Origin of the sequence: Sorangium sp. So ce117, assembly GCF_051524395.1 — a bacterium.
Lineage (GTDB): Bacteria > Myxococcota_A > Polyangia > Polyangiales > Polyangiaceae > Sorangium > Sorangium cellulosum_B.
Genome location: NZ_CP150309.1, coordinates 10,819,005 through 10,834,685 on the forward strand (window position 1 = coordinate 10,819,005; position 15,681 = coordinate 10,834,685).

Sequence of the window (15,681 nt, forward strand, 5' to 3'; positions counted from 1 at the left end):
AGGCGCTCAGTAGACCTTGCAGCGCGCGCCGCCCGCGGCGCGCGCATACGGGATCTTCGCGCTGCGCCCCTTCACGTAGATCGCCCCGCCCGGAGCGGGCCTCGGGATCACGGCGCCCGTCGCGAGCGGCCGTCCTGCGGGCAGCTCCTCGACCTCGATGACGATATCGTTCCCCTCCTGATCGACCGCCGAGATCGAGGGTCGCCGGCTCTCCTCGTCGGGAGCGCCGCCCGGGCAGGGCACCCCGCGGGCGCTCAGCGCGATGGCCAGCGTATTGTCCGAGGTCTCCGGCGCGCCGGCCGCCCACTGGAACCTGGGATCGCGCGCTTCCCCCACCTCGACGGCCAGGCAGCTGCAGCGCTCCTTGCGCGAGTCGGCGCGCGCGAGCGAGAGATCGTGCCGCACGCCCACCCACGACGAGGGCGCCCGCTCCTCGGGCGTCGACGGGGCGCCGCCGAAATCGTCGGACGCGCCGAAAGCCCTGCGCGGCGCCTTCTTCTTCGCGCCCGCCTGATCCGCCGGCGCGGCGGGATCGACGGTGTCGCCCTCCCAGAACGCCGCGGCGCCCGCGTGCTGGTTGCCGCCGCAGGCGGCGAGGAAGACTCCGGAGAGGAGCGCAGCGAAGCGCGCAAGCTGGACGCCCGAGGGAAGCATGCAGTGCGATCTTCGCACCGGCGCCGCCGGCGGCCAAGGTTTGTGCTGAGTCGGGGGTGAAAGAGAGAAGAGAGAGAGAAACGCCGCTAGGCGGGGACACACACGCTGCGCGCCGGACGCCCGGCGCGCAGCGCAGGAGCCGTCACTTCGGCTTGATCTCGGTCAGGACGAGCAGGTAGTCCGGCGAGTTGTTCGGCGACAGCTTCGCGTACGGGTTCTCCTTGCTGGGCCACCCGACGAAGCGCTTCGTGCTGTACTCGCCCCAGGACGGGTTCTTGAACAGCGGGATGACCGGCACCTGCGTGGCGTAGATCATCTGCAGGTCCTCGACGATGCTCTTCTGCTCCGCCGGATCCGTCGCGGCCGCGAACTTCTTGAACAGCGGCTCGGCCTCCTTGGCGGCGAAGCGGTGCCAGTTGCGGTTCGAGACCTCGCCGACCGCCTTCACGAACTCGGGGGCCATGAGATCGCGGTAGTAGTTGAACGGCGTGGGCTCGGTGTTGGTCCAGCCCATCGACATGTCGAACGTGCCCTTCTGGAGCGCCTCGAAGAACGCGCTGAAGTCGTACGTCTTCAGCGTGGCCTCGATGCCGACGGCCTTCAGGCTCTGCGCGGTGATCTGGACCGCGCGCACCCAGTCGGACCAGCCGGTCACGACGTTGATGTCGAACTTCAGCGGCTTGCCGTCCTTCGCGCGGATCCCGTCGGCGCCCTTGGCGTAGCCGGCCTCGTCGAGGAGGGCGTTCGCCTTGGCGACGTCGAAGGTCGTCCAGTCGCCGGCCGCGGCGGCCTTGTCGCTGCGCCAGCGCCCGTAGGCGTCGTCGAGCCCGGTCCCGTCCGCGCCGACCGTGTAGCCGTTGACCGCGACCTTCGCGATCTGGGCGCGGTCGATGGCCATGCTGATGGCCTTGCGCAGCTTGATGTCGTTGAACGGCTTCTTCGTGGCGTTCGGGTAGATCGTCACGGTGCCGCCGACGAGCGGGAACCAGTAGTGGTTGTTCTCCGGGTCCTTGGCGACGTAGGTCTTGTCGATGTCGGGCACGAAGTTGCCGGCCCAGTCGACCTCGCCGTTGATGAGCGCCAGGTTCGCCTGGTCGTTGCCCGGGTACGCCGGGAAGCGGAGCCCCTCGACCGCCGGCTTGCCCTTCTGCCAGTAGTTCGGGTTCTTGCCGAGCTCGTAGATCTGGTTCTGGAAGGTCTTCACCTCGGTGAAGGGCCCCGTCGCGACCGGGTTCTCGTTCGTGAACGTGACCGGGTCGGCGACGTCCTTCCACTTGTGCTCCGGCACGATCGGCTGATGGCCGATGTAGGTGAGGCCGGGGACGAACGCCTCCTTGAAGACGAACTCGACCGTGCTGTCGCCCTTGGCCTCGACCGACTCGACGAGCTTCCACACGCCCGTGAGATCGAGCGCCGGGAACTTCTTGAGGAGCCCGAACGTGAACGCGACGTCCTTCGCCGAGAAGGGTTGTCCGTCAGACCACTTGACCTCGGGGCGGGTCGTGAAGGTGAGCTTCTTGTTCGCGTCGCTCCACTCGTACTTCGTGGCGAGCCACGGGACGTACTCACCCTTCATCGTGTTGTACACGATCATGGGCTCGTAGATGCCCGCGACGGTGGGGAAGCGCGTGGCCCCCTCGCCGAGAAGGGGGTTGAAGTTACGAACCCAGGACGCCTGCTGCTCCCTGGAGATGGTGACGAACTTCGCGCCGCCCTTCGCATCGCCCTTCGCAGCGGGACCTGCCGCAGCCCCGGCCGAGCCCGCGGGCGCCGCGCCGCTGGACTCGGACCCCTTGTTGTCGCAGGCCGCCGTGGCGCCGACGGATAGGACGAGCGCCGAAAGGGCAAAAATGCGGCGCGACATGGATCGACTCTTCATAAGCTTGCTCCCTACGCGGCGACCTCGGTCGCCCACGACGATCCTCTCACTCGACCGACAGCTCGCAGCGCCGCAGCGCAGCGACAACAGCAGACCGTACGGCGGCGCCACGGATGAGCCGCGACTGCGGCAACCTGACGCCGGCGCACTCTACCGGCCGAGGTAGAGAAGTGTCAACCTGACGAATCGAGGGGTTCCCCGGCCACCGCGCCGCCCGCGACCTGCTCGGATGCGCACGCCGGGGCCGCGGCGCACCGCAGCAAGCCGCGCGCGCTCGCTTTCATCCCGCGCGTTCCCGCGCGCTCAGAACTCGGCCGGATCGCTGTAGGTCCCCAGGACGTCGCGCAGCACGTCGCAGATCTCCTGCTCGGTCGCGTACGCGCTGGCCGCCGCGATGAGGGGCGGCATCAGGTTGTCACGGCCGCGCGCGGCGCTCCGCACGTCGGCCAGGGCGCGCCGCACCCGGTCCTGATCGCGCTGGGCCTTGACCCGGGCCAGGTTCTCGCACTGAACGCGCTGCACCTCCTCGTCGATCCGGAGGAGGGGGATCGTCTTCTCGCCCACCGCGGCGTAGCGGTTGACGCCCACCATGATCCGCTCGTTCGATTCCAGCTCTCGTTGAAACCTGTAGGCCGAGGCGGCGATCTCGCGCTGCGGATACCCCTTCTCGATGGCGGCCACCATCCCGCCCATCTCGTCGATCCGCTGGATGTACTCGAGGGCCTCCTTCTCCATGCGGTCCGTGAGCCACTCCACATAGTAGCTCCCGCCGAGCGGATCGATGGTGTTCGCGACCCCGCTCTCGTGGGCGATGATCTGCTGGGTCCGGAGGGCGATGGTCACGCTCTCCTCGGTCGGGAGCGCGTACGTCTCGTCGAGCGAGTTCGTGTGGAGCGACTGGGTGCCGCCGAGCACGGCGGCGAGCGCCTGGAGCGAGACGCGGACCACGTTGTTGTACGGCTGCTGCGCCGTCAGCGACACGCCGGCCGTCTGCGCGTGCGTCCGGAGCTTCATGCTCTCGGCCTTCTTCGCCCCGTACCGCACCTTGAGGAACCGCGCCCACATGCGGCGCGCGGCACGGAATTTCGCGATCTCCTCGAAGAAGTCGCTGTGGACGTCGAAGAAGAACGACAGGCGCGGCGCGAAGGAGTCGACGTCGAGGCCGCGCGCGACGCAGCTCTCGACGTAGGCGAGCCCGTCCGCGAGCGTGAACGCGAGCTCCTGCGCGGCGGTCGAGCCCGCCTCCCGGATGTGGTAGCCGCTGATCGACACCGAGTTCCAGCGCGGCACCTCGCGCGCGCAGAACTCGATCATGTCGGTCACGATGCGCATCGCCGGGCGCGGCGGGACGAGCCAGGCGTGCTGGGCGATGAACTCCTTGAGGCAGTCGTTCTGCACGGTGCCGCCGACGCGGCTCCGCGGGATCCCGCGCTTGTCGGCGAGCGCGATATAGAACGCGAGCAGCACGGCCGCGGGGCCGTTGATGGTCATCGACGTCGTCACCTGGTCGAGCGGGATGCCGTCGAAGAGCGCCTCCATGTCGCGGAGCGTGTCGACCGCGACACCGCACATCCCCACCTCGCCGAGCGACCGCGGAGAGTCGGAGTCGTAGCCCATGAGGGTCGGGAAATCGAAGGCGGTCGACAGGCCCGTCTGGCCCTCTGCGAGCAGGTATTTGAACCGCGCGTTCGTCTGCTCCGGCGTGCCGAAGCCCGCGAACATCCGCATGGTCCAGAGCCTGCCGCGGTACATCGTCGGCTGGACGCCCCGCGTGAACGGGTACTCCCCGGGCAGCCCGAGATCCGCCGCGTGGTCGACCGGCGCGTCGGCCGGGGTCGCGAGGTCGGGGACGTCGATGCCGCTCCACGTGGTGAAGCGCTCGCTCCGCGGCGGGAAGCGCGCCGACGCCTCGGCGACCGGGCCCGCGCGCCACGCGGCCACCGCGCGCCGGAGCGCCGCGAGCCCTGCCTCGTCGAGCGCGAGCCCCTCTCCGCCCCCGCCGTTCGTGGAACGGAGCGCGTCGGCGTTTTCCGGGGACCCGACCGCTCGGTCCGCCGCGGTCTCCGGAGGGGGGGTGATCTCTCGAGGCGCCATGGCCGGCATTTTAGCGCGGCGCGCGCGCGACGACGCCAGGCAATGCCGGCGAACGCGCCGAGGCGGCGGGCGTGCGCCGCATCACGGGCAGTCCGCGTGGAACACCGCGGAGGCGACCGGCGTCGCCCCGTCCTCCAGCGAGTCCTCGATCGCGCCCGTGATGCGGATCCCCTCCGCGGCGCAGAGCGCCGCCGCGGCGTCGGCCTTGAGCGTCCCGCCCTGAGCCCCGGTATCGACGGTGAACGCCACGGTGACGTCGCTGTCCGGAGCGACCTCGACCGGCAGCGCCGCCGTGGTCTCGACGGGGAGCGGCTCGACGATCGAGGTCTTCTGATCGGCGCTCGTGATCGCGAAGGTGCGCACCGCGACGCGGCTGGGCCCGCTGGCCCGCGCGCTCAGGTGCAGCTCCAGCGCGAAGCTCGCGGTAAGGCCGGTCCCGAGCGCGCTCGAGGAGACGGTCGCCTCGGGCGCCGCGATGGACGGCTCGACGAACACGGCCGCGTCGGTGTTGATGCAGCCGCTCGTCAACATGGCGAGCGCCGCTGGTGCGGCGTTCGACATCATGGCGAGCGCGGTGGCGGCGAGCGTGGTGGCGGCGGAGCGCCTGGCGCGGGCCTTCATGGGCTCACTCTCTCCCGGCCCGACCGGTCCTGTCCAGATCGGCGGCGCCGCAGCTCTGCTCAGGGCGGCGCCGCGTCTCCGCTCAGGGCGGCGGCGGGTTGACGCCCTTGGAGCGGGCCAGGGCGCAGCCGAGCTCCACGTTGGTCGGCCCCTTGTCGGTCCGCACGACCTTGAACTCGACGCGCCGGTTCTTCTCCCAGGCGGCCGCGTTGTGGGCCGGATCGATCGGGCAGTACTCGCCGTAGCCCATCGAGCGAACGCTGTTCTTGTTGACGCCGCGCTGCGCCAGCGCCGCGGCGACCGCGTCCGCGCGGGCCTGGGTCAGCTTGAGGTTGTACGCGTCGGCCGAGCGCTCGTCGGCGTGCCCCTGCACCTCGATCATCGTGAACTCCGGGTGGTGCTTCAGCGTCTCGGCCACCGCCTGCACGATGCCGAACGACTCCGGGAGGATCTCGGCGCTGCCGGTCGCGAACTGGATCTTCTCGAGGATGACGATGTTGTTCTCCTCGATCACGACGCTGCCCTTGTCCGGGCATCCGTCCTCGTCCTCGAGGCCGTTGAACGTCTCCGGATCGTTCGGGCACTTGTCGGCCACGTCCGGGATGCCGTCCCTGTCGTTGTCGGGCTCCGGGCACCCGTCCTCGTCCTCGAAGTCGTCCTTGTCCTCGGGGTCGTTCGGGCACTGGTCCGACTTGTCGGGGATGCCGTCCTTGTCGTTGTCCGGATCCGGGCAGCCGTCCTTGTCCTGGAAGCCGTCGCGGTCCTCCGGGTCGTCCGGGCACTTGTCGCGCGAGTCGAGGATGCCGTCGCCGTCGCGATCGCCGTCGCTCCCCTCCGGGCAGCCGTCGTCGTCCTCGTCGCCGTCGCGGTCCTCCGGGTTGTTCGGGCAGCGGTCGTCGACGTCGAGGATGCCGTCCTCGTCGTTGTCCGGATCCGGGCAGCCGTACTTCCCGGGCGGCGAGTCCGCCTTCGTGTCCTGGAAGCCGTCGTAGTCCTCGGGCTCGTCGGGGCAGTCGTCCTGGTCGTCCTTGATGCCGTCGCCGTCCCGATCGCCGATCGACGGCTCGAAGACGAACCCGATGGTCGCGCGCTGCGCCGCGGACTGGAACCCGGGCGTGTACCCGACGCCGGCGCCGAGCATGAGGAAGCTGTTCCGCTCGATGAAGAGCTTGATGCCCCCGATCGCCTCGGCCGACAGCTTCTGCTTGGCGCTGTCGCCGCCGCCGACCTGCTGGGTCAGGTAGGTCTCGACCACGAGGTCGAGCGGCGTGAGGACGCGGTAGCTCATGCCGGCCCCGGCGGTGATCAGGTCGGAGTACTCGAGGTCCCCGTGCTCGAGCTGGAAGGTCGCGCCGTCCTGGCGCAGGCCGAACGTGGGGTTCTTCCCGGCGTGGCCGCGGTAGCCGACGTTCGCCGCGATCCGGAACGGGTTGGTCGTGCCGAGCCGCTTCTCCAGCACGAGCTGCGGCCAGAAGAAGAACCCCGGATCCGACGCGAAGTCCTGGGTCCCGCCGACGCCGATCCCGGCCTGGGCGATCACCGCGAGCCCGATCACGTCCTGATCGGGGCGGAGAATGCGCGCCTTCACGTGGATCGCCAGGTTGCCGAGCGCCTCCGCGTCGAGCGAGTCGTCGTTGTAGTTGGCGCTGCCGCCCGGGCCGATGTCGTCGACCGGCTTGCCCCCGTTGAGCACCACCGGCACCGAGAGCCCGACGACCAGGAAGTTGGCGATGCCGTAATCGAACTGGAACGTCCCCTGGAACGCGTGATTGAGCATCATCTCCGTTCCCCGGTCGTTGTCGGTGAGCGGCAGGATGTTGTGCCCGTAATCGAGCACGAGCCCCAGGCTGATGTCGTTCGCGCCGAGGATGTCCGCCCCGTTGACGGAGAAGAGCCCCTTGGAGTCGACCGCCGGCCGGAACAGGTGCAGGTCCATGCCGTCGCCGTTGGCGCCGTCTCCCGTGCGCGTCTGGGCCGCGGCGTCGCCCGCGCTGGCGGCGGTCATCGCGGCGCCGAGGACGAAGGAGAGCAGCCCGGCGCCCAGGCGGGAGGCTCGGCCGGGGCGCGCCTGGGCCGGGAGCCGGGCGTCGTTCGCCCCAGGAGCGCCTGGGAGCGGTTCGGCGGGGAGCAACGGGGAACGAGGCGTCATGGGAGGGTCCTCGGGGTCGTGTGAGGTCGCTATCGGGCGAGCGCGTGGGGCGCCCGGCGCCACGTACCACCGCGCGAATTCCGGTGTCAAACAGACGACGCTGCGAGCTCGCGGCGCGAGCGATCGCGGCGCCTGGTTGGACCTGCCACGCGACCCGCCACGCGCCCGGCGCCGGGCGCTCCGCCTGGGAGCGGCGCGCGCCCGCCGCTCCCAGGCGGAGCGCCCGCGTTCCGCCGGAATCATGAGTTGATGCGCGCGGATGCGCGCCGGCGGGCCGCGCGGCCGAACGCCGGGACGTCCGGGTAGGGCGAAGTTGTCCGGACGATCGGAGCGGAGTATTCCGTGGAAGGTTGGGGCAACAGGTGCTCGGCGCGCGCTCGAGGGTCGAGGGGAGGCCCCCGTCGCTCGCGGACCTCGCTCCTGGAGGAACAGATGCTGTTAACGAGATGGACTGGGGCGGCCGCGGTGATCGCGGCCACGGCGCTGCTCGCGTGCGAACGGGAAGGCGCGAGCGACGGCGACGGCGGCGGCGGCGGGTCCGGATCGAGCACGAGCGGGTCGAGCGCCGTGTCGAGCACGACGACGGCGGGCTCCGGCGGGGCCACGGGCGAGGGCGGCGCAGGCGGCGGCGGCCAGGGCGGCGCAGGCGGCGGCGGCCAGGGCGGCGCAGGCGACGGCGGCCAGGGCGGCGCAGGCGACGGCGGCGCCGGGGGCGGGGTGTGCGGCGACGGCGCGGTGGGCGGCGCCGAGGCCTGCGACGACGGCGGCGCCGCGGCAGGGGACGGCTGCGACGCGGGCTGTGCCGTCGAGCCCGGCTACACCTGCGCCGGCGCGCCGAGCATCTGCTCGACGATGTGCGGCGACCGCCTGGTGCGCGGCGCCGAGGCCTGCGACGACGGCAACGTGCGGAACGAGGACGGCTGCAACGCCGTCTGCGTGATCGAGGCGGGCTACGAGTGCAACGGCGAGCCCAGCGCCTGCGGCCCGCTCTGCGGCGACGGCCTGCTCATCGGCAACGAGGGCTGCGACGACGGCAACACCACCGACGGCGACGGCTGTAGCCTCGATTGCAACGTCGATCTCGGCTACCGCTGCACCGGCGAGCCCAGCGCCTGCGCCCCCATCTGCGGCGACGGCATCGAGGCGGGCCCGGAGGAGTGCGACGACGGCAACACCACCAACGGCGACGGCTGCAGCAGCACCTGCCACGTCGAGGACGACGGCTGATCGCCGCCCGCCGAGCGGGGCGCACCCGCTCGCTCAGGGAGTTTTGGTCTTGAGACTGTCGATCGCGTGGACGGGCGCCTGGTCGCCGGCCATCAGGTGGGCGATCGCCCCGTAGACCAGCCGCTGGCTCTCCAGCATGCTCTTGCCGGCGAACACCGGCGAGGTCACGACCAGGTTGAAGTGGCCTCCGCCGCCGGTCACCTCGGCGGTGGAGCCCTCGATTTTCGCTTCGATGGCCTGCTTCAGGGCCTCGGGGATCGATCCCTGAAAGGTCGTCAGGTGGCTCGGCATGGGCGTTCTATAGGCCATCGCCCCGCCGCGGGAAAGCCGGAGCGCAGGGCTCGGGCCGCGGCGGGGCGCGCTGTCGACGGGATCGACGCGACGGGCGGGATCGGCGCGGTGGGATCAGGCGCGCGCGGTCGCGCCGGCCAGCTCGATGAGGCCGGCCGCGCCCATGCCGCCGCCGATGCACATCGTCACGACGGCGTACCGGCCGCCGCGCCGGCGCAGCTCGTAGAGGGCGGTCGCGGTGAGCTTCGCGCCGGTGCACCCGAGCGGGTGGCCGAGCGCGATCGCGCCGCCGTTCACGTTGAGCTTCTCCTCGGGGATCTCGAGCGTCCGCTGCACGTAGACGGCCTGCGAGGCGAACGCCTCGTTGACCTCGAAGAGGTCGATGTCGGCCATCTTCAGCCCCGTCCTCGCGAGCAGCTTGCGCACCGCGGGCACCGGGCCGATGCCCATGATGGCGGGGTCGACGCCGACGGTCACGAACGCCCGGAAGTACCCGAGCGGCTTCACCCCGAGCGCGTCCGCCTTCGCCTTGCTCATCACGAGCGCCGCGGCGGCGCCGTCCGACAGCGGCGAGCTGTTGCCCGGCGTGACGCTCCCCTTCGCCGAGAACGCCGGCTTCAGCCCCGCGAGCGCCTCCGCCGTCGTCTCCTTGCGGATCAGCTCATCGGCGCGGAAGTCGAAGGTCGCGCGCTTGCCGTTCTCGAAGCGCACTCCCTTCACGGTGACGATCTCGTCCTCGAAGCGCCCGGCCGCGCGCGCCGCCGCCGCCTTCTGGTGGCTCTTCAGCGCGAACGCGTCCTGGTCGGCGCGGCTCACCTGGAAGCGGTTCGCCACGTTCTCCGCGGTGATGCCCATCGGCGTGTACACCGTCGGACACCGCTCCATCGCCTCCGGCGACGCGCTCAGCTTGTTGCCGGTCATCGGCACCATCGTCATCGACTCGACGCCGCCGGCGACGGCGATGTCGAGCGATCCCATCGCGATGCTGCCCGCCGCGCTCGCGATCGCCTGGAGCCCGCTCGAGCAGAAGCGGTTGATGGTGATCGCGGACGCTTCCTGCGCCATCCCGCCGAGGAGCGAGACGACGCGCGCGATGTTGAGCCCCTGCTCACCTTCCGGCATGGCGCAGCCGAGGACGAGGTCCTCGATGTCCTCCGGCTTCACCTGGGGGACGCGCTGGAGCAGCGCGGCGACGACCTCGCCGGCGAGCTCGTCGGGGCGCTTCAGCGCGAGCGACCCTTTGTGGGCCCGGCCAACGGCCGAGCGGACGGCCTCTGCAATTACGACGTCGACCATGGCGTTCACCTAGTTCCGGAGGGGCTTGTTGTTCATCAGCATGTACTGCATTCGCTCGGCGCTCTTGGGCTCGCCGCACAGGCTGACGAACGCCTCGCGCTCGAGCTCGAGGATCTCGTCCTCGGTCACCTCGCGCGCCCCGCCGCCAGCGCCGCCGCAGAGCACCTCGGCGAGCTTGCGCGCGATCTTCGCGTCGTGCTCGCTGGCGTGGCCGCCGGCGACGAGCGTGTCGATCATCATCTGCAGCGTCGCGATCCCGCTCTCGCCCGGCAGCTTGTACGCGCGCGGCACGGGCGCGTGGTACCCGGCCTCGGCGAGCCCGATCGCGCGCGCCTTCGCCTCGTACAGCTGGCGGGCCCGGTCGAACGAGACGCCGTCCGTCTTGCGGAAGAAGCCGAGCGCCTTCGCCTCGTCCGCGCTGGTCGCGACCTTGGCGAGGGCGATGTTCTTGAAGACCTGCGTCACGATGTCGTACGTCGGCACCGTCACGCCCTCGGGGATCCCCTCGAGCGCGCGCCAGAGCATGTTGAGCGTCCCCGCGCCGCCCGGGATCAGGCCGACGCCGACCTCGACGAGCCCCGCGTACGTCTCGGCCGCGGCCTGCACCGCGTCGCAGGCGAAGCAGAGCTCGAGGCCGCCGCCGAGGGTCATCCCGTAGGGTGCGGCCACGACCGGCACGCTCGCGTACTTCAGCCGCTGGGTCGCGTCCTGGTACGCCTTCACCATCTTCCGGATCGCGTCCCAGTCCTTGTTGCCCGCGGCCATGGCCACGAGGAACAGGTTGGCGCCGACGCAGAAGTGCTCGCCCTGGTTGAAGACCACGAGCGCGCGGAAGTCCTGCTCGGCCTTCTCGGCGGCGAGCGAGAGCATCCCGATCGAGTCCGGATCGAGGCTGTTCGCCTTGGTCTTGAAGGTGACGCCGAGCACGCCGTCGCCGAGATCCCAGGCCTCTGCGCCGTCGTTGGCGAGCACGGCCTTCGCGCCCCTCGCGGCCGCGCGCGCGCCGGCCAGCGTCACGTTGCGCGGATCGACCTTCTGGGCGACGTACTCTCCCTTGAGCAGGTCGAACACCGCCCCATCGGCGCGGTAGAACGACGTCGCGCCGCTCTGCTTCATGCGGAGGATCGACTCGGGCAGCTTGATGCCGTCCTTCTGCATGCGCTCGACGGTCTCGGCGAAGCCGAGCGCGTCCCAGGTCTGGAACGGCCCGAGCTCCCAGTTGTACCCCCAGCGCATGGCGTCATCGATCGCCACGATGCTGTCGGCGATCTCGCCGACGCGCCGCGCCGTGTACGCCAGCGAGCGGGAGAGCACCTTCCAGGCGAACTGCCCGGCCTTGCCGGGGTCGTTCGCGAGCTTCTTCACGCGCGCGGCGGGGTCCTCGATCTTCTCGCACGACCTCGTGGCCTTCTTGATGGCCTCGTCGCCGCCGTGGGGGCGGTACTCGAGCTTGGCCGGGTCGAGCGTCTCCAGGCCTTCCTTGGCCTTGCGGTAGAAGCCGCCCTTGGTCTTGTCGCCGAGGAGCTTCGCCTCGATCATTTTCCGGATGTAGGCGGGCACCTTGAAGACGTCGCGGTCCTCGTCGCGCTCGAGCGCCGAGTAACAGTTGTCGGCGACGTGGGCGAAGGTGTCGAGCCCGACGATATCGCCTGTCCTGAAGCTCGCGCTCTTCGGGTGGGCCATGGCGACGCCGGTGATGGCGTCGACGTCTTCCGGCGCGAGGCCGTCCTCGATCATGAGGTGGATGGCGGTCAGCATCGCGTGGGTGCCGATGCGATTGCCGACGAAGTTCGGGGTGTCCTTGCCGAAGACGAGGCCCTTTCCGAGCACGTCCTCGCCGAGCTTCCGCACGCGGGCGACGACGGCCGGATCGGTGTCGGGCCCGACCACGAGCTCGAGGAGCTTCATGTACCGGACCGGGTTGAAGAAGTGCATGACGAGGAATCGCTTGCGGAAGTCCGCGGAGCGCCCTTGCATCATCTCCTCGATGCGCAGCCCGGACGTATTCGACGCCACGACCGCGTCAGGCCGCAAGACCTCTTCGAGCCGCGCGAAGAGGGCGCGCTTCGGCTCCATCTTCTCGATGATCGCCTCGATAACGAGGTCGCATTGGGCGAGCTCGGCGAAGTGGTCTTCGGTGTTGCCGGTGCGCACGAGGCGGGCGTTCGACGGGTGGAAGAACGCGGCGGGCCTGGCCTTGAGGGCCTTCTCGAGCCCGCCTGCGGCGAACCTGCTGCGGGCGGCCGGGGCCTTCTTTTCGGCGTCGGTGAGGTTCGGGGGCACGATATCGAGGAGCAGAACCTCGATGCCGGCGTTCGCGAAGTGGGCGGCGATGCCGCTGCCCATGACGCCCGCGCCGATGACGCCCGCGCGGCGGATTGGTTTCGTCATGCAGATCCTCCGAGAGAGATGAATGGGGCGCAAACCATTGACGGAAAGGGCCCCGAGCGCAAGCGTATCCGGGGTGGACGGCCGCGCGGGAGAGCGAGCAAGGTTACGCGTCGCCGTCGAGGGCGCGCGCTGATCGGCGAGGCACGGCGGGGCGCCGCGGGACGCCGGGCGGACAAGCGCGGGTGTGCGACACCGAGCGACAGCTGCAATGAGAGGCGGCGCACGTGGGACACCGCACGGGCCAGCGCGTGTGTGTGGAGCGAGCGGCAGCTGCGATGAGGGGCGGCGCACCGGAATGAGGGGTGGTGCATCCGGATGAGGGACGGCGCATCCGGAGCGGACGCGGCAGCGTCCTCTGGACTACCGACGACCCGTGGGTTCCAGCGATTGGCCGTCCTCGGTGTGCTTCCGTTTCCGGGGGAGCGGGGGAGATGGAGAGTTGGCTTCTCGGGCGGCCTGTCCAGGGCGCTCGCCTGCGGCGCGGGCGTGCTCAGGCGAGGCCGTCCGGGCGTGCTCAGGTGACGCCGCGCGGGCGCGTCGGCTGGTGTCGGTCGCTCAGTGCCATGCCTGAGCGGACTGAACTGGCTGTCCGGTGCGGTCGTGCTCGGCGAGGAGGCGCTTCGAGATCTCGACGCACTCGATGCAGGTGGCGAAGCGCGACTTGTGCAGGCACTGGATCCAGGTCGCCGATCCTTGCGCCAGGAACTCCTCCGGATCGAGGTGCTTGCCGCAGGCGACGCAGTGGATGTGCTTGTGCTCGTGAGGCTGCGCCGGGCGCGCGGGCGCGAGCGCCTTCCGCTCGCGCTTGGTCAGTCGCTTCTCTCGCTTCATGGTCTCCTCGATGACGGGTGGCCGCACGGCCTCGTGCGGGCGCGGGTGAAGCTACCACGCGCCGCTCGGCGAGGGTTCCGGACGGCGGCGCGGAGACGGCAGCGCGGCGGCGCGGGACGTTCCTGCGCGACGTCGCCCGCGGATGGCGGCGACGTCGTGGGGGCGTGTGGGTTGACTTCGTCCAGGGGGTGTGCGTACCGGGCGAGGCGACCGCGCCTCCCCGGGCCCGCGCTACGCTCGGACAGCGTTGCGAGAGCGGCGCTGAATGTGGGCGCGGCGTGGGCGCGGGGCCGGCGCATGCGAGGCGCCGCGCGCACCGACTCCGTGAAGAACGACGGCGAGTGAGCTCCGATGAGGTTCGCCAGCGCGACAGAGGGGCCGTTCTACATGCAGCCGCCGGGCTCAGGCGTCGATCATGCGTTGAGGCGGACGCGGTGGGCCCGCGCGCACTACCCCTCGCCGTCGTCGCAGCCACGGAGCGCCTCCTCTTCGTCCATCTCGGCGACCTCGGTCGCGTAGTACCGAAGGGAGTGATAGGTTCGCCGCAAGGCCTTCAGGAAATCGAGCCCATCCTCGAGGTTGTAGACGCGCTCGTAGCTAGGCAGCCCTTGCTCGAGGATGTCGCCCACCGCGTTCATGCAATTCGGGTGGAGCTTCACGAACTGCACGGGGGAGCCCTCCGACCCGAGGACGAAGCGAGCCAGCGGGACGACCTCCTGGTGCGCCCTGACGAGGTGGATCTCCACGAATTTGACCTTCGCCATCTTGCTCTCAATCTATCTTGATTTTTTCAGCTCTTCGTCGAAGTTCGGGCCGGCGTATTTACGCGGCAGCACGTAGGGGAGCCTGCATCGCTGAAGATGGCCGAGCGCGAGCCGATCGTCACGCGGGGGCGCGCGTCCGGCGCACAGAGGCGGACCATAAGATCTCGAGATCCTGCTGGACCTGCATCGCCAGGATCGCCGCCTCGACCTCGACAGAGCGCGCACCGCCGAGGGCGATGCGGAGACTCCGGGGAAGTAGATCGCTGCGATCGCCGGGACATGCGCATAGAGAACCGGAGGGATACCTGCGCTCCCACTCTTCGCCACTGCATTCGACAGCGATCTCGATTACGCCTCCGGAGCTCAGCGTCGCGCCGAAGGATGCGAAGACGTGCGTCCCTGCAGTGAATCCTGCGCGCACCGCCGCGACCGTCTCGCTGAGGGTGACCGTATCGCGCCATCGCCATGTGCTATCGGGATGGTCGATGGGCTCGATGTGGAAGCCGCACGTTCCCCCCGGGATGACGAGAGCAGACAGAGCCGCCGCGAGCGCGTCGCCCCGGTCCTTCTCGTCACACCATGCATGGAGCCAGGGACCTGATACGCTCATCACTGGATCACCATGACCAGGTTCCTAAAGCCTTCAAGCTTGATGCGCTTACCCGTGAGCGCATCGACTAGATAGCCCTCCTTGGCGCTCTCGTTCTCATTCTTGAGCGGCGCACCCTTCGGGATGATGAACTCGATCCGCTCGACGTCGCTGGCGAGTCCGTTTTCGCTCAGCTTCTTCATCGCATTCTCCAGCTGCGTGAGTGCGTGGTCGATGTCGACCTTCCCGGTGGCACGGTCAATATCCTTCACCTCGGTCAGGGCCAGCCGAGGAGCGCCTGCCGCCTCAGGGCGACGCCGCCGAGCAGCGCGGTCGCAGTCCTGTCGCTCCGGGCAACCCGCTGCTGCGCGTACCCCAGCATCGCATTGAGCGAGCGCAGCGCCCCCGAGCTCATTTTTGACGGGGTGGGCGCTGTCGCCGCGATTCGCACGTCGATGGCCGGGGGGGATGACCGATGACGATATCGTGGAGGGCCGCACTCTGCTCCTCGATGTCCTCGCCGCTCCCCGCAAGATCGCGCACCGCCCGATACCGACGATGCCAGGGCGCAACGCGCCGCGACGGGGGAGCTCGATCAGTGGGACGAGCCCAACTTCACCCGTTACGGCGCCGCGCTCCGCCGGCGTTTCCGCGATCTGGAGACCCACGAGACCGACATCGAGCAGCCCGGCTCACAAACCAACACCTCCGGCGCGCCTGTGAGACCTTCCGACGCGCTCCGGAGGTTTCCGACGCGTTCTGAGAGCTTCCGACGCGCCTCCGCGCCGGAAGCTTTCGTTTCGGCCCATCGCGGAGGGCAGCGGAACGCCGGAGCGGGACGTTCACGTTCACGACCGAGCCGTTGACGACCACGACCACGACCACGTTCACGACC

The 15,681-nt window shown here is 70.1% G+C and carries 12 protein-coding genes; 1 reads left to right on the top strand and 11 read right to left on the bottom strand.

From position 1 onward, the window contains the following. Nucleotides 1-6: 6 nt before the first annotated feature. From WMF46_RS40530 to WMF46_RS40550, 5 genes are all read right to left on the bottom strand, one after another. On the bottom strand, nt 7-654 hold the full coding sequence (locus WMF46_RS40530; RefSeq protein ID WP_437982116.1) for a hypothetical protein: 648 nt from the start codon (nt 652-654) through the stop codon (nt 7-9). A 142-nt stretch (nt 655-796) separates the two neighbouring features. Further along, nucleotides 797-2,518 carry an ABC transporter substrate-binding protein gene (locus WMF46_RS40535; RefSeq protein WP_437982117.1) on the bottom strand — a complete coding sequence of 574 codons (1,722 nt, stop codon included), beginning with the start codon at nt 2,516-2,518 and terminating at the stop codon, nt 797-799. A 318-nt stretch (nt 2,519-2,836) separates the two neighbouring features. Beyond that, nucleotides 2,837-4,627 carry an acyl-CoA mutase large subunit family protein gene (locus tag WMF46_RS40540; protein ID WP_437982118.1) on the bottom strand — a complete coding sequence of 597 codons (1,791 nt, stop codon included), beginning with the start codon at nt 4,625-4,627 and terminating at the stop codon, nt 2,837-2,839. An 81-nt stretch (nt 4,628-4,708) separates the two neighbouring features. After that, entirely contained in the window at nt 4,709-5,248 is a 540-nt protein-coding gene (locus WMF46_RS40545) for a hypothetical protein (RefSeq protein WP_437982119.1), read from the bottom strand. A gap of 82 nt (nt 5,249-5,330) precedes the next feature. Continuing rightward, nucleotides 5,331-7,397, bottom strand: coding sequence for an OmpA family protein (locus WMF46_RS40550; protein WP_437982120.1), 2,067 nt, complete (start codon nt 7,395-7,397; stop codon nt 5,331-5,333). A gap of 432 nt (nt 7,398-7,829) precedes the next feature. Between WMF46_RS40550 and WMF46_RS40555 the strand changes: the two genes are divergently transcribed. Further along, a complete protein-coding gene (locus WMF46_RS40555) occupies nt 7,830-8,624 on the top strand; it encodes a DUF4215 domain-containing protein (protein WP_437982121.1) in 795 nt (264 codons plus the stop codon). Nucleotides 8,625-8,657: 33 nt separating this feature from the next. On the opposite strand, the gene WMF46_RS40560 is transcribed toward WMF46_RS40555, so the two are convergent. From WMF46_RS40560 to WMF46_RS40585, 6 genes are all read right to left on the bottom strand, one after another. Continuing rightward, nucleotides 8,658-8,915 (bottom strand): BolA/IbaG family iron-sulfur metabolism protein, encoded by a 258-nt coding sequence (locus WMF46_RS40560; protein ID WP_272102490.1) that lies wholly within the window; start codon nt 8,913-8,915, stop codon nt 8,658-8,660. Nucleotides 8,916-9,029: 114 nt separating this feature from the next. Beyond that, complete coding sequence (locus WMF46_RS40565) at nt 9,030-10,211, bottom strand: thiolase family protein (protein ID WP_437982122.1); 1,182 nt, start codon at nt 10,209-10,211, stop codon at nt 9,030-9,032. Nucleotides 10,212-10,220: 9 nt separating this feature from the next. Beyond that, nucleotides 10,221-12,602 (bottom strand): 3-hydroxyacyl-CoA dehydrogenase/enoyl-CoA hydratase family protein, encoded by a 2,382-nt coding sequence (locus tag WMF46_RS40570; protein WP_437982123.1) that lies wholly within the window; start codon nt 12,600-12,602, stop codon nt 10,221-10,223. A 555-nt stretch (nt 12,603-13,157) separates the two neighbouring features. Continuing rightward, a complete protein-coding gene (locus WMF46_RS40575) occupies nt 13,158-13,433 on the bottom strand; it encodes a hypothetical protein (RefSeq protein ID WP_437325399.1) in 276 nt (91 codons plus the stop codon). Nucleotides 13,434-13,882: 449 nt separating this feature from the next. Beyond that, nucleotides 13,883-14,197, bottom strand: coding sequence for a hypothetical protein (locus tag WMF46_RS40580; protein WP_437982124.1), 315 nt, complete (start codon nt 14,195-14,197; stop codon nt 13,883-13,885). A gap of 609 nt (nt 14,198-14,806) precedes the next feature. Beyond that, entirely contained in the window at nt 14,807-15,058 is a 252-nt protein-coding gene (locus WMF46_RS40585; RefSeq protein ID WP_437982125.1) for a hypothetical protein, read from the bottom strand. Between the last annotated feature and the right edge of the window lie 623 nt (nt 15,059-15,681).